This window comes from Saltatorellus ferox (genome assembly GCA_007751475.1).
Classification (GTDB): domain Bacteria; phylum Planctomycetota; class UBA1135; order UBA1135.
On record CP036434.1, the window covers coordinates 1939721 to 1954480 of the forward strand.

The window sequence follows — 14760 nt, forward strand, 5'->3', positions numbered from 1 at the left end:
CTTTCTCCCATGAAGATCTCCATGCCGATTCGCTTCCTCACGTGCTTGGCGCTGGGCCTGCTGCCTGGCTGCCTGAGCCTCACACCTGACGCGCCGACGCCGACGCGCTGGCTCAGCCCCATGCCGCAGGCGTCGACGCCCGGCACGAACCAGGGCGGAATCAAGACTCCGCAGCCCAAGGTCCCGAGCCTGCGCATGGGGACGGTGGCGGCTTCCGATGCGATCACGGATCAGCTGATTCGTCGGGTCTCCGAGGTCGAGATTCTGTACGTGGACTCCGCGCGTTGGGCGGAGTCACCGGCGGTCGTCGTGCAGCGAATGCTGGAGGACGAGCTGTTCCAGCGTCAGGGATTCGTTTCGGACGCCGGGGCCGAGCGGCGACTCGACGTCCACGTGATCACGTTCGAGGAGCACCTGGAGCCCAGGCGCGAGGGCTGGGTGGCAGTCATTGCGCGTCTCGTCGACGGCGATGGCAGGGCGTTGATGCATCGGCGCTTCGAGGCCCATGTCCCGGTCGACGGGGAGGACCCCGCGCTGGTGGCGGAGGCGCTCGTCACGGGGGTGAAGCGTGTCGTCCAGGAGATCTCCGCCCTCGTGGCGCTCAAGTAGGTTCGATGGCGAAGCTCTACTTCAACTACTCCACGATGAACGCGGGCAAGTCGACCGTGCTCCTGCAGGCCGACTACAACTACCGCGAGCGAGGGATGAAGACGCTGCTCCTGACGGCCTCGATCGACGATCGCTCCGGTACGGGCAAGATCTTCAGCCGGATCGGCATCCATGCGCCCGCAGAGCGGTACGGCACGGGGGACGATCTCTTCCACCTGGTGGCCGAGCGGCTGGCCGCGGGCCCGATCGCGTGCGTACTGGTGGACGAGGCGCAGTTCCTCCAGCCCGAGCAGGTCTGGCAGCTCAGCCGCGTGGCCGACGAGCTGCGGCTCCCTGTGATGACGTACGGCCTGCGGGTCGACTTCCAGGGCCAGCCGTTTCCGGGCTCGGCGACGCTGCTCGCCATCGCGGATTCACTGCGCGAGATCCGGACGATCTGCCACTGCGGCCGGAAGGCGACGATGGTGATTCGGAAGGACGAGAACGGACACGTCGTGAAGGACGGCGCCCAGGTGCAGATCGGCGGGGACGAGAGCTATGTGTCGCTCTGCCGTTCGCACTGGAGGGAGGCGTTCCACGGATAGTATGCCATTAGGGTTGGGCGCAACGCCGCGAGCGCGGATCCTGGCGGTGCTCGCGGAATCGCATTCTGTGGCGCAGACGCCTGGACTGCCGCCAGTCCGTTCACTCCTCCAGCCACCCGTTCCAGATCTCCGCCAGCTCCTTCGGGGTCAGCGTCCGCCGGTCCTTCTCTTCGCCGTCCGATAGCACGACCAGGTACTTCAGCGTCAGCTGCTTCCCCTTCTCCAGCTGGAAGTCCCCGGTCCCCGGCTCCTTCTTTTCGAAGTCGTGGATACCGAAAGGGTTCGCCGCCACGAGGCCGTAGTCCCTCGCGTGCCACCAGGTCGGATGCCGCAGGTTGGCGCTGTGGTCCATCACGGTCACGCCCACGCGGTGATCACCGAGCGGCGCCTCGTAGGAAACCCAGGCGGCTCGCTGGCCCCAGCAGTCGCCGTCGGTCTGACCCGCGGAGTTCAGGATCGTCCCCGCGGCGACCTCGCCCTTCAAGCGTAGCTCAGGTCGAAGGCGAAGTGCGAAGGACCCTTCCTTGGTATCGCCGAAGACCACGTCCTCCTTGGCCACGAGCTGCGATTCGCACTCCACGAGTCGCTGTCCTCCGCGGGAAGCGAAGCGGTAGGCCCGTGACTCGTGGAGCACCGCGTCGTCGCCGGATACCTCCCAGGCGAGGTTGAGGCGGACCTCGATGTCGAAGCGACCTTCGGTCATCGTGACGATGGGTTCGCCGATGGGGGTGATGCGGCAGTTCGGATCGTGCCAGAAGTCGTGGCCGTTGACGCTGCCGTGGGTGAACCAGAAGGACTGATGATGGGGGTGATCCGTCGCTTCGTGCTCGCCCCCCTTCTCCATGGGGAAAGCGCGCGTGAGCGGATCGCCGGAGGGGCCCACGAGGGGCCAGACGTAAGGCACTCGCGTCCCCCGGACCCATAGCTTGGCGAAGGGCGATCCGTCGGCGAGCTGAATGACCGGGTTGCCGTCTTCCAGCGAATGGGAGAGTCGGCGCCGGGCATCGGCCACGGAACTCTCCTGGGTCGACGCGAAGAGGAGCACCGCGGCTGCGGCTGCCATGGTGAGGCGAATCATCATGGTCCCAGTCTGGCAGTGCGAGCCAGATACCGGGAGATCAATCGCGCCTACTCGGCCGCTCTGTCCTTCGGCTTCTCGGCGCGGTTGGCCTGGAACACGCCGTCGATGATCGTGCGCTTCACCGGAGCCGTCGGCTCGTTCGGGTCGAGGCCCTGCACGGCCCTGAACTTCGAGGGGACGCCAGGATCCTTCGCGCTCTCGGCGCGGAGGCGTTCGATCTCCGACTCCGCCTGCTCGAGCTGGTGCACGAGCTTCGCGATCCGGCGCTCCTGCTTGTCGCTCTCGGCTCCCTTCGCCGCAGACTCCAGCTTCTCACGTCGCGCCAGGTCGAGTTCCAGCCGCAACCGCTCGATCTCCGCCCGCGACTCCTGCTCGAGCTTCGCCACGATCTCCGACTTCGGCGCGATGCCGTTCGTCAGGGCCGTGGCGCTCTCTGCGCCCAGCTCGTAGGCCTCGGAGGCGAGGTGAGCGAACGGGTCGTCGAACTCGCCGAGCCGATCGACCGGGGGCGGCGTGTCGGCACGGGTCTCCACTTCCACGGGGGCGAACGGTGCCTGCCGAGCTGGCTTCGCGCTCGGGATCGTCGCGTGCTCATCGCCGTGCTGGACAGACTCCAGCGGATACACGGTGCCCCGACGGCGACGCGTCGCGAGCGTCAGCTCGTAGAGTTCGGAGTGCACCGCGCGGTTCGCGCCCGAAGCGCTCGCCACCTCCAGGCCTTCCATCGCCACGGCGATCGCGTCGTCCACGTCCAGGTCCTTGTGCTCGGCCGTCGTCGCCATGCCGATGGCCACCTGAACGCCGTCGCCGAGCTGGCCAGCCAGCGATTGCACGAGATGCTCACCGATGACCTTGAGCCCGGGGGCACCCTGGGGCTGCGCGACCAGCACGCCCGCGGTCTCACCGTTCATCAGGACCGTGATCGAGCCCGTGCAGGTCTCGATGTCCTTTCTCGCGGCCAGTGCTTCGACGGCGATCAGCACGGCACGGTCGATCGTGCCAGGTCCCGTGGGGCCGCTGATGGCGAGCGCAAAGACCTGCACATGGCGGCCCAGTTCGCGGGCGTCCATGAACAGCCCGTTGAGGGCGTCGGGGGTGACGGGGTCGTCGTCGATTACAGGCATCTGACTGCCCATCGTAGCGATCCTTCGGGGAAGCGGGCGCTCGGGCCACCTCGCCGGGTGAGCCAGCTGAATCAACGCGGGACCTGGGCGCCTGAAGTTTCCCTTATGAGACGCCGTGGAGCGGTCCCTGGAGGTCAGTCAGGCAGCTTCTCGGACGCATCCTGGCCGAACTCCTTCTCGAAGAGATCCAGCATCTTCGCCCGGTCGGTGTAGTCGTCCAGGACCGACTTGTCCTCGCGGCCCGCCTCGTGCTCGACCAGTTCGCGGATCCGCTCTGCCTCGGCGATGGAGGTTTCGTCCCCGCCCGCGCGCTCCAGAGCGCGCAGGGCCGCATCGACCTCGGTGCGCTGGGCTCGGAGTTCCTGGATCTGGCGAGAGAGATCGACGAGCTCGGCCTTGTAGCCCGCCCATTTCTTCAACGCCGCCATGGCGGCCGGGTTGGCGTCGATCTCGGCCTCGGTCGTGACCTTCAGATCCTCGAGCTTGCCGCGCTGGGTGGCGGCGTAGCTAGAGACGGTTTCGGAGGTGGCACCGAGGGTCGCCAGGCGCGCGTCGATATCGGCAAGCTTCTTCTCCAGTCGCTCCTGCGCTGGCAGCTCCGCTTCGATGACGTTCGTGCTGTACCGAGCGATCACCGGGCCCGCGGCCCACGCCGCCAGTAGCAGCGCAACGACTGCGCCCGTGATGCTGCTCCCGGTCTGCGAGAACAGAGCTCGCAGGACCGGGACGAGCAGCAGGGCTCCCGCCGCCACGCGCAGTCCGTCCACCGTGCTGAATCCCTCGATGTGCCGACCGATCGCGAACGTCCAGACGACGGCCGCGAGGACGGCGAACGAGAGCCCCATCTGCGACTTGCCCTTGCCGCTCACCATTGAGCGCGCGGCGAAGAGAAGCATCATCAATGCGGCGATCGAGATCCCCCAGTCGAGGGGAGTCATGGCGATGGCGAAGAGGTGGGGCATGGCGAGGTGGCGGGAGCCAGAGGGGAAGGATCAGCTATTGAGGAAGTCCAGAGCGGCCGAGTTCGCGGCGTCGCTGGCTGCGGCCTTCTCTTCGGCCTTCGCCTGCTTCGTGAGGTCCTTGACGAGGTCCTCGTAGGTGAGAGCGGGCTCCTCGGCAAGCTTGCTGTTGCCCTCGACGAGGTCGTTCACCTTCGCGAGCAACATGTCGGCCTCGGCGCTGAGGCTGTCGATCTTCACGAGCTCCTTCTGGGCCGCCAGCTTCTCGACGTTGAACTTCGACTCGGAGATCCGGCCGGTGAGTTCGGCGGACTTCAGATCGATCGCTGCGAGCACCTGCTCGTAGTCCGTCATGCGGGCGGCCGCGTTCTTGCTCGTCGCCAGCAGGTTGTTGACCAGCGTGATCGCTGCGGTGCGGTCGTAGGACTTACCGGCAACGGTGATCGGCCAGTTGCCCGTCTCCTCGGCGATCTTGTACTGCTCCTTGATGGAGTTGGCGAGGCCCATGGAGGTGGCCTGCTCGTCACGGTATTCCTCGAGCTTCGCCTCGCTCGACTTCTTGTTGCTCACGAGTGCCGTCTTGGCGGCCTCGAACTCCTTGATGTCCTTCTCCAGCTGCTCGGTGGCGTGCTCGATGAAGCCGACCGGGTCGCTCTTGCGAGCCTCCTCGGTCCACCCGCCGTACTTGTTCGCGGCCTTGGTGACCTGGTCGCGGAGGCCCGGGAGGTTGTTCCAGGCGAAGTAGGCGCCTGCGACGACGACGACGAAAATGATGATGTTCTTCATGGGGCAGTAGGGGGGGTATTCAGCGACGCCGCTCTGTCCAGATCGGGGACGGCGTTTTCGCGGAAGAGGGTAGCGCTCGAGCTACCCGGCGGGGCGCCCGGTATTCATGGAAACATGGGGCGTCTGATTTCAGGCCCATGACGGCGGTGTCAGGACCGGCCCTGGAGGCCTCCCGCGCCCAGGAATTCCTGCAGGCGGCCCGAGGCCGTCTCGGCGTCCTCGATGACCCCGGCGAGGCTCGCGAGCTCGGCGATCCGCAGGTAGTCCTCGCGGCTCCGGGCGTTCTCCTCGTGGTTCACGAGCATCCGGTTCGGCTGGTGGCCGTTCAGCCAGGCCAGGAACACGACGCCCGACTTGTAGCGCTGGACCGGGTCCTTGAAGATCTCGCGCCCAAGCGCCTCGCACGGATCCATGATCTGGCGGTACGTGTCCACGTCGCCCCGGCCCAGGTGCTGCAGCGCCAGCGAGGCCGGCGCGGCGATCGCGTTCAGGATGCCCAGCAGCGCGTGGCTGTAGTCGCCGCCACGGAGGGGGAGTCCTCCCAGATCGGGCAGCTCCCGCGACTCCTGGGAATGGCCCTGGATCAGCGGCACGAAGTGGTAATCGTCGCCGGTCAGGATCACCTGGTCGTCGGCGGCGATACTCCGCCGAAGCGACTCCTCCAGCTCTTGATCGAGCATGGAGATCTTCATCCCGCGCACCTTCGCTGGATCGTGCGCGAGGATCGTGCGGAGCGACTCACCGGGAAAGTAGCCCTCCATGGCAGCGTGGAACGGCGCACCGAGCCAGTGGAGGAGGATGGGGCCCTCGGAGGCGTCGATCGCGTCACAGTAGACGCGCACGTAGTCCGCTTCTTCTGCGCCATGGAGGGTCATCCACGGCTGCGGAAGGATGATCGCGATGCCGCCGGCCTTCTGGACGAAGGCGATCTGCTCCGCGATCGCACGCGACAGGTCGCCAAAGCTCTCGATCGAATCCGCGTGGTCGGCGGACGCAGCTCCCACGAACCCGTTCGTGAGCCCGAGCTGGCCCGTCTCCTCGATCAGCCGGCTCGCGGCCGCCCAGCCGAGCTCGAAGCGCTGCGCCGTATCCATGGCCTCCGCGATGCCGAAGCCCAGTCCGTCCAGTCTGCGCCGGAAGGCCATCGACGTGTCCCAGTCGATCCACTCGGCGATCTCCTCGGCGTCCCCCGGATGCTCCAGGCTGTGGGGAACGGCCTCGTAGCCGGGGAGCATCGCGATATGGCTCGCGGCGAAGCAGCGCCGGGGAAGGGCGAGCGCGGTCTCCGAACGGACGCTGGCGCCTTCGATCCGGAAGGGCTCTAGGACGGAATCATCCAGCGTGATGCCGGTGGCGCCGGGGATCTCTATGGATAGTTGCATGGCGATGGCGATGGCGGCTGGCTAGAGCAGGCGGAGCAGGGTAGAGGCGAACATCGCGGTGAGGAAGAGCGTGAAGGCTCCCATCAGCAGCAACGTGAGATGGTGTCGTGAAGCGCCGGACGGGCTTCTTTCCCGGGTTCGCGCCCTGCGCGACCAGAGGATGAACCCGAGGTACGTCACGGGCAGGAACAGGCCGCAGACGATGTTGGTCGGGATGACGAGCCACAGCAAATCATTCCAGACGAGCGGGCCGAGCACGCCGGGGATCGGCAGGAACGTCCCGATCCGGTAGGTCCAGCTGTCGTGCTTCTTGCCGAGCATCTCGGCCAGGGCGAAGCCGGAGCACACCATGTGCAGCGCGATCGTGGAAAGCGCCATCCCGATCAGGCCGAGATCGAACACGAGGCGTCCGTTCGTCTCGCCGAGGATCGCGCCGAACGCGCGCGCCGCCTCGGGCGGCTTCATCTTCTGGACCGCGGCGCCCTCGACCCAGGGGATGGTGTTGGCCGTCGCGATCACGACGAGCGCGGTGGCGAGCGTGTAGGGGATGAGCATCCCCGCGATGAGGTCGAACCGCGCGAGGCCCTGGCTGCGCGCGCCCCAGCCCCGTGCGCGCAGCGAGTACGGATACAGGAACACCATGTTGATCCCGACGGCGGCAGCGATACCGCTCGCGACCATGGTCCAGGGATCCACGCCACCGCGAGCTTCGGGGATACTCGGCACGAATCCCATGAGCACCTCGCCCCAGTTCGTTTCGCCAGCCGTCGCGCCCACGACGAGTGCGAAGCAAACGATGACAGAGATCACCAGGAACTTGACGCAGGTCTCGTAGATCCGCACGAGGCGCGGCGACCGCCCGTAGAGCAGCGACATCACCAGCGCCACGCCGAGCACCGGCCACGCGGCGACGGCCGGGTTGACCTTCGTACCCACGACTTCGGCGGCATCCGAGAGCGCCGCACCGGCCAGCGCGTACTGGGGGAAGTGCCAGATGATCGACGCGATGAGCGCGCCGAGCGCCCAGGCCCAGGCGAACGGCCGACCCGCATTCTCGGCCATCGCCTCGTAGGGCCGCGTCTCGTCGCGGAGGGTGAGAGAGCCCAGCACCCCGAGCATGAGCACGCCGATCAGCATCCCGACCGGCGCGACCCAGAGCAGGTCGTAGCCGAACATCCGCCCGGCGTAGATCGACGACAGCGCCGTTCCCCCGCCCAGCGTCATCGCGCTCTGCAGGTAGCCGGGGCCGCCGCGCAGCAGGTACGCGAAGAAGCGCGTTCCGCCCGACTTTCCCTCCAGCGAGTCGAGGAACGCGTCCGCTTCGACGCGGGCCGCGGCTTCCGCTGCGCTGACCGAGGCCGCAGGCCCCGCGCTCGCGCGATCCGGGGTCGGGCTCAAGCGGTCTCTCCCGACGCGGACTTCCACTCCTTCTTGATCGTCTCCAGCCTGTCGCGCTCGGGCATCGCCTTGTACAGCGCATCGAGGGGGTAGCACCCGCTCTTCATGCCGTTGCGCGGCGCGGTCGTGCAGTCGCTGAACGTGCGGCACACGAGCTTGCGCTGGAACTCGCGCCCCTCGAGCACGTCGCGGGGCAGGTCGGGGTACGAGAGCACCATGCGACCGAGTCCCACGAAGTCGACGTGGCCTGCTCGTACCTCGGCCTGGGCCACGTGGGGCAGCCAGTCCATCAGGTACGTGTAGCCGGTGCCCACGAAGAGCAGGTCCGGGAACCTCATCTTCGCCTGCCGCACGACGTTCAGATGCTCCGCGACGAACACCAGCGGGTCGGCGAACGGCTGGTAGCCGTCGCTCGGCGGGTAGGCAGCGGGTCGCTGGAGATGGGGGTTGTAGTAGGGGGAACCGAGGGTCACGTTGACGAGACGGACGCCGAGCGAACGGACGAGCTCCAGGAACTGGAAGGGCTCGTCCATGGCGAAGCGCTGCGCGTTCTGGTGGTCGACGCCGAAGCCGTGCTCCCAGCTCTCGGCCGCGGGCTCGCCGCGCCGATCGTCGTGCGTGGACGGTCTGTGCGGCACCACGTCGGCCAGCGAAACACGCACGCCGATCTCCATGCCGGGCACCTCGGCGAGGATCGCCTCGACGATCTCGACGAAGAGGCGCGAGCGGTTCTCGAACGACGCGCCGCCGTAGGGACCAGGGCGGCCATGGGCGCCGAGCAGCTCGTGCAGCAGGTAGCCGTGGCACGCCTTGACGTCGACGAAATCGAAGCCCGTGCGCTGCGCGACCTTCGCGGCGAGGACGTAGCGGTCGCGGATCGCCTGGAGTTCGTCATCGGTGAGGAGCGCCACGTCGGCGCCAGCGCGCTCGTCGAGTAGCGCATCGCGCGTCGCGGGCTTCGGCGCCGGCGGGCCGAGCGGGCGCGACCAGCGGCCCGAGTGCGTCAGCTGCAGTCCGATCGGCCCCGCGTCCGCGGCCATTCCGATCTCCTCACGACCCGCGAGCACCTCGGCGCGAAGCGCCTCGAGCGAGCGCGCCGCCGTGTCCTCGTCGGACAGATAGAGCTGGTTCTTGTTCGCGCGCCCGTCCGCCTGCACGGCGAAAGCCTCGCAGCCCCAGATGAGCGCTGCGCCGCTGAGCCCGAAGCGGCGCCAGCGCCGTAGCGTCAGCTCGCTCGGCGTCCCCTCGGCCGTTCCGTCCCAGCCCTCCATCGGGTGGATCGCAAAGCGGTTCTTCGCGAAGCGACCGGTGGCCCACTCGATGTCCTGACCCAGGGGCCCGCGCGCTCCTTCGAGCGCGTCGTCGAGGGCCACGTCGAGGTCGAGCTCGTCGAGTCGCGCGCGCAGCGCGTCGGCCGTCCTGTACGAACCGGTGAGTTTGAACTTCATAGCTGCGGCGCGGTGCCGTTCTCCATATCGATGGGGCCGTCGTAGCCGAAGCCCGCGGTGGTCCTTCCTTCACCTTCGCGCACGGTCTCGGAACTCCGTTGTAGAGAGCGGAGGTCAAGTCGTCCGTCCTGGATATCGAGCCACAGGTCGCCGTCCGCGGTGCGCTGGTAGAGCGATGCGTGATGCTGGGCGAGGTGTTCTCGTTCGACCGCGGAAAGATGGGACTGCCCGCGGAAGTAGTGGTGACCGTTGCGCTCGACGTGGGGCAGCCCCAGCGAGGCCACGACCGCGAGGTCCTGGTGCAGCGGGAGGACGGGCAGGTTCGTGAGGTCTTCCGCGGACTGAAGTCCCTCGCCGTCTGCTTCGATGCGCGCGCGGTTGAGCAGCGCGCGGAACACGCCCTTGCACGCCTTCATCGAGACGCCGCCGTAGCCGAGTTCGCGCGCTCGCGGATAGGCGCCCAGGTCGGCGTCGGCCTCGTCGATGATGACGGGTGCGCGGGAGCGAAGCCGGGCGATGCCCTCGGCCGCCTCCGGATCGAAGGTCCGGGCCCGCGCGACCGGCTGCTCGATCGCGAGCAGGCCGCCGAGGATCGCATCGGCGTGGCCGCGTTCCTCCAGCTCGTCCAGCACGTCGGCGAGCGCGCCCGGCTCCGGGTACTGCTCGTTGCCGTCGATCGTGAACGACGCGCCCGGCGGCGTGAGGCTCGCGATCATCTCCAGGCGGGCGAGGTCGGCGACCTCGTTGCCAGAAACCTTGAGCTTGAAGCAGTCGAGGCCGTAGGCCCGTATGTCGTCGACGAGCGACAGCGGATGGTCGTCGCCCCGGTGCGCATCGGCCGGGACCTCGATCGGTTCGAGCGCATCGACGAGCCCGACGGTATGACGAACGCGAACGCTGTCCGTCGGTTCACCGAGGTCTGCGGCACTCCAGCCGGCGAGGCGCTTCTCGATGGCTCCGAAGCGAACGCGGAAGAGGTCCTCGGTCAGCGCTCCGTGGAAGGACTTGCCCGCCGCGCGGCAAGTCGCGTCGATCATCGCGCGCTCCACGAGCGCCACGCCGAACATGGCGACCAGTCTCGGCGTTCCTTCGCCCGCCGCTTCGACGCACTGCATCTGCGCGCGCATCCAGTGCTGGAACGCCGTGGCGTCCGGCGACTCGTGGTCGCGCATGACCTGATGAGCGCGCACGGCAGCGCGCATCAGGTCACGGTTGTCGTCCGCCACATCCGTCGTCGGGTTCTTCGCGAACCACTTCGGAACGAGTAGCTCGGCCGAGTAGCCCGTCACGGTTCCGAACTCGGTGGCCACCTCCAGCGCGGCCGTCAGCATGGGCGCCTCGGTCATCGTGGAGATACCGAAGCGGAAGGGCAGGCGCGTGGCACACATGCGTGTGCAGAGGCGCAGCTGAAGGAGGCGAGTTTGCAAGGCAGAACCGTTGGCCGGGAGCGCGACAATGGGCGCAGCAGTCTACGTTCTGGTGGCCCTTCCGGGTGAGGCTCGTTTTCGCTCGACACGGCGTACGATGGAGGCCATGCCTGATTCGCGCGGCATGCGGGCGCCGGCGGAGACCCCCGGGAATTCAGCGCGGCGCGTACGCTTCGCGAATCGAGCGCAGCGAGCTGCGCAGGCCCTCCAGCTCGTCACGGCTGCGATCTAGAACGCGGCGCGCGCGCTTCTTGCGCGACTCGAGCCACTGGTCGAGAGCCGGTACGAAGAGCTGGGCGGCCAGCCAGTACAGCGCAAGTCCGATCGCTGCGCCGACCCATCCGCCGAGCCACGCACCGACGGCGAGTACGAGCGGGATCGTCAGGACGAGGCCGAGATAGCCGAACAGCACTCGTAGCGTCACGACCTTGTCGGGCGTCTTGGGAAACCGCGAGATGAAGTGCGCGAAAGAGGCCAGCGGCAGCCAGAACGGAAGGCAGAAGAGGAGAACGGGTAGCCAGACCGCGAGCGGCGCGTAGGTGGCCCCGAAGGACGGCGCGTCGGCGAGCACGTCGTCGCCGCTGAGCCTCGCGTCTGCAAACCGCCTACCGAGCTGGAGCACCGCCTCTTGCCGCTCGGCGGAGCGGGTCGATGCATCGGCCCGAAGCGCGGCGAGCGCGCGCTGTCGACGAATGGCGAGCGGCGCGCCGGAGCGCGGGAGGAGCCGTTCGAGCGCCACCGCCGTGTCGTGCTCTTCCTGGGTGTCCGCGTGGAGGATCAAGGCCTTCATGCCTTCGGCGACTCGCCCGAGGATCGCCTGGGTGGCGGCCCTGGAGGGTTCGTTCCCGTGCTCGGCGAGGATCGGCGCGACGTCGATGGGGGGGCCGATGAGGGCGCTCGCGAGTCCCCGCAGTCGATCGCGTTCCTCGTAGGTCACTCCGACCGGAACGATCTGCAGTCCGATGCCGCCCTCGCGGGAAAGCTCGGCGCTCGCGGCCATGCGAGCGACGCCCGTGCGCAGGCTGCGAAGCCCGATCGCGTTCAGGCTTTCACCCTCCGGGAACAGCGCGATCACCGAGCCGGAGCGCAGGGATTCGTCGATCGCTTCGAACGACTTGGCGTTCTGGCGAGTGTCGACTCCGTCCTTCTGGCGGTACACGGGCACTGCCTCCATCTGGCGGAGCATCCATCCGATGGCGGGCGCCGAGATGAGCTTGTACTTGACGAGGATGCGGATCGGCCGGGCGGTGGTGCACATCAGAATGTGCGCATCGCAGAGCCCGTTGGAGTGATTCTGAACCAGCAGGATCGGATTCGACTCCGGGATCGCCTCGCCCGCGATCTCGACGCGGTGGTAGGTCCGCACGAGCAGTCCGCCCCACCAGACCACACCGCGGTACACGGAGCCCGATTTGGTTGGATCTCCGGGCATGGAGTCCCGGCTCGGCCAGCGCTCGACCTGTTGTGCGGCGGCGTTTTCAGTCTCTGTTCCCATGTCTGTCGAGGAGTATGCCCGCTGAAGACCTGTTCCGGGACGCTTCCGCGGGCTGAAGTGCGCTTCGGAGGCACTGGCCCGTCCCTGGCGGCGGCTATGGGGGAACCTTTGGCGTGGCCGCTCACTCTTCCAAGTGTCGCTCCACGGCGTCCCTCGACCCCTCGACTCTCTCTCCCATCGACCCCTCTCCCCACATGACGGTTCTTTCTCTCTGCGCGACCGCGGTCACCTTGGCCGCGCCGCTTCTTGCTGCAGCTCCGCAGGTCGGCAGCTCGGTCAAGGCCGGAAACCCCGCGGACGACCGCGGCGTGGTCGCCTTTCCGATGGACTTGATGGAGGCGGACGGTCCCCTCGGATCCTATGAACTCGCCCCGCGCGCCTCGGACTTCGCCAGCCTCATGGCGTACCGCGAGCTCTCGATGCCCGGGGTTCCGATCCCCGGCGGCGAGTCGCTCGTCCTCGACCTTCAGCGCGTCGACTTCGACTTCGCCAGCCTCGGTGTGCACGTCAACGGAGAAAAGGCCCTGTGGGATTCGGGCGACCTCACGCTCTGGACCGGCTCCGTTCTCGGCGATCCGTTCTCGGAGGTCACGATCGGCTTCTCCAGCCTCGGGACCTACGGCTGGATCGCGACCGGCGGTGAGACCTGGCACGTCGGCGCGAACGCCGGCCTCGCGGGCGACTGGAGCGCGCCCGGGTGTCGGATCTGGGCCGAGTCCGTTTCGGCCGAACTCCGCGACAGCAACGAGCTTCCCCAGTGCGTCTCCGAGGGACTCTGGGCGAGCGCCGGTCAGGCGCCTCTCGCTCCCGTCAGCGGCGCGGCGCCCGGTAGCGGCGCCCGCGGATCGCGAGGCGTCCTGAGTGAGTGCAAGGTGGCCGTCGAAACGGACTACCAGCTCTTCCAGCTCTTCAACAACCTCGCCGCCGAGCAGAACTACATCGGGATGCTTCTCGCCGCGATCAGCAACCGCTACGAGACCGAGGTCGACGTCGTTCTGACGTTCCCGTACCTCATGTACCACTCGAACTCGAACGACGGCTGGGTCACCGCGGACAACGGCGGTAACTCCGGCGCGATGCTTGGCGAGTTCCGTGCCGCCTGGCAGGGCAACATCCCCGCGGGTGCCAACCTCGCTCACTTCGTCAGCGGAGCCAACCTCGGCGGCGGAGTCGCTTACCTGAACGTTCTCTGCAACCAGGACTTCGGTTTCGGAGTCAGCGGCAACCTGGGCGCCTCGGTGAACTTCCCGGTCACCCAGGGCAGCGGCAACTGGGACTTCATGGTGATCGCGCACGAGCTGGGACACAACTTCTCGGCCCCGCACACCCATGACTACTGCCCGCCGCTCGACCAGTGCGCGCCGAACGGCTACTTCGGTCAGTGCCAGAATCAGCAGAGCTGCACGAACCAGGGCACGATCATGAGCTACTGCCACCTCTGCTCCGGTGGCGTCTCCAACATCACGACCTTCTTCCACCCGACCGTTCAGCAGACGATCCGCGATGGCGTCGCCAACTCGTGCCTCCCGGTCTACCAGGGCGGCTGCGGGACGGACGCGCTCGAGGACAACGACGACTGCTCCTCGGCCGTGGTGATGATGGGGGGGACGACCTCCGGCCTCACCGTTTCGAAGCTCGATCCTGACTTCTACTCCGTCACGGTCCAGGGCGGCGCGACGCTCACGGCGAGCGCTCTCTTCGCCCACGCAACCGCCGACATCGACATCTATCTCTATGACCCGCTCGTCTCGTGCGGTGACATCAACAGCTACCTCGCGCGGGGCTTCTCCAGCTCGGACGACGAGACGGTCTCCTGGACGAACTCCAGCTTCTGGCCGGCGACCTACACCCTCGAGGTTCAGGTCTTCGCGAACAGCGGCGGCGAGTGCAGCGACTACACCCTCGTTCTCGATCCCGGGCAGGGCACCGGGGTGGGCGTGAACTACTGCGGCCCCGGCGTCTTCAACTCCACGGGTCAGACCGGCCGGATCGTCGCGCAGGGATCGGCACTGGTGACGGACAACGACGTCACACTCACCGGTACCCAGCTTCCCCCGGGATCGCTCGGCTACTTCCTCGTGTCCAACGCCTCCGGCTTCGTCGCCAATCCGGGCGGCAGCAGCGGCAACCTGTGCCTGTTTCCTCCGTTCGGACGCTACGTCCAGTTCGCGGGCCCCGTGGCCGCGAACGGCACGAGGAGCCTCACCATCGACCTGACCGGACTGCCGCAGCCCACCTCGACGGTCGCCGTCCAATCGGGCGACACCTGGTACTTCCAGTTCTGGCACCGCGACGCGCTGATCGGGATTCCGACGTCCAACTTCACGGACGGAATCGGCATCACGTTCCAGTGAGCCAGTAGACGAGTTTTCGGCGTTCCGAGCCGATGAGAAGGATCCGCGGCCAGCCTTGGTCGCGGATCCTTTTCTTGGTTCACGCCAGGCGAAACAGGTACGTTAGAGCCACT

The 14760-nt window shown here is 67.5% G+C and carries 12 protein-coding genes; 3 read left to right on the forward strand and 9 right to left on the reverse strand.

Annotated elements, in window-relative coordinates; translation table 11 throughout:
- The first annotated feature begins 9 nt into the window (after positions 1–9).
- Together Poly30_RS07005 and Poly30_RS07010 are read left to right on the forward strand one after the other, a co-directional pair.
- Entirely contained in the window at positions 10–609 is a 600-nt protein-coding gene (locus tag Poly30_RS07005) for an ABC-type transport auxiliary lipoprotein family protein (RefSeq protein ID WP_145195664.1), read from the forward strand.
- A gap of 5 nt (positions 610–614) precedes the next feature.
- Entirely contained in the window at positions 615–1193 is a 579-nt protein-coding gene (locus tag Poly30_RS07010; protein ID WP_145195666.1) for a thymidine kinase, read from the forward strand.
- 100 nt (positions 1194–1293) lie between these two features.
- Here Poly30_RS07010 and Poly30_RS07015 read toward each other — a convergent pair whose 3' ends face one another.
- The 9 genes from Poly30_RS07015 to Poly30_RS07055 form a co-directional block, all read right to left on the reverse strand.
- Complete coding sequence (locus Poly30_RS07015; RefSeq protein WP_145195668.1) at positions 1294–2274, reverse strand: DUF6807 domain-containing protein; 981 nt, start codon at positions 2272–2274, stop codon at positions 1294–1296.
- A 47-nt stretch (positions 2275–2321) separates the two neighbouring features.
- Complete coding sequence (locus Poly30_RS07020; protein ID WP_145195670.1) at positions 2322–3398, reverse strand: hypothetical protein; 1077 nt, start codon at positions 3396–3398, stop codon at positions 2322–2324.
- Between the two features lie 134 nt (positions 3399–3532).
- Positions 3533–4360, reverse strand: a complete 828-nt coding sequence (locus Poly30_RS07025) for a hypothetical protein (protein ID WP_145195672.1) — start codon at positions 4358–4360, stop codon at positions 3533–3535.
- A gap of 30 nt (positions 4361–4390) precedes the next feature.
- Positions 4391–5143 (reverse strand): hypothetical protein, encoded by a 753-nt coding sequence (locus Poly30_RS07030; RefSeq protein WP_145195674.1) that lies wholly within the window; start codon positions 5141–5143, stop codon positions 4391–4393.
- 149 nt (positions 5144–5292) lie between these two features.
- Positions 5293–6525 (reverse strand): DUF993 family protein, encoded by a 1233-nt coding sequence (locus Poly30_RS07035; protein ID WP_145195676.1) that lies wholly within the window; start codon positions 6523–6525, stop codon positions 5293–5295.
- A gap of 21 nt (positions 6526–6546) precedes the next feature.
- Positions 6547–7923: a divalent metal cation transporter gene (locus tag Poly30_RS07040; protein ID WP_145195678.1), complete on the reverse strand. Its 1377-nt coding sequence runs from the start codon at positions 7921–7923 to the stop codon at positions 6547–6549.
- The gene (locus Poly30_RS07045; RefSeq protein WP_145195680.1) at positions 7920–9371 is read right to left on the reverse strand and encodes an oxidoreductase; all 1452 of its coding nucleotides are present in this window, start codon (positions 9369–9371) and stop codon (positions 7920–7922) included. The genes Poly30_RS07040 and Poly30_RS07045 overlap by 4 nt, the downstream gene beginning before the upstream one ends.
- Entirely contained in the window at positions 9368–10798 is a 1431-nt protein-coding gene (locus Poly30_RS07050; protein WP_145195682.1) for a hypothetical protein, read from the reverse strand. The genes Poly30_RS07045 and Poly30_RS07050 overlap by 4 nt, the downstream gene beginning before the upstream one ends.
- A 154-nt stretch (positions 10799–10952) precedes the next feature.
- Entirely contained in the window at positions 10953–12293 is a 1341-nt protein-coding gene (locus Poly30_RS07055) for a 1-acyl-sn-glycerol-3-phosphate acyltransferase (protein ID WP_145195684.1), read from the reverse strand.
- 194 nt (positions 12294–12487) lie between these two features.
- Here Poly30_RS07055 and Poly30_RS07060 point away from each other — a divergent pair, with 194 nt between their 5' ends.
- The gene (locus tag Poly30_RS07060; protein ID WP_145195686.1) at positions 12488–14647 is read left to right on the forward strand and encodes a M12 family metallo-peptidase; all 2160 of its coding nucleotides are present in this window, start codon (positions 12488–12490) and stop codon (positions 14645–14647) included.
- Positions 14648–14760 lie beyond the last annotated feature (113 nt).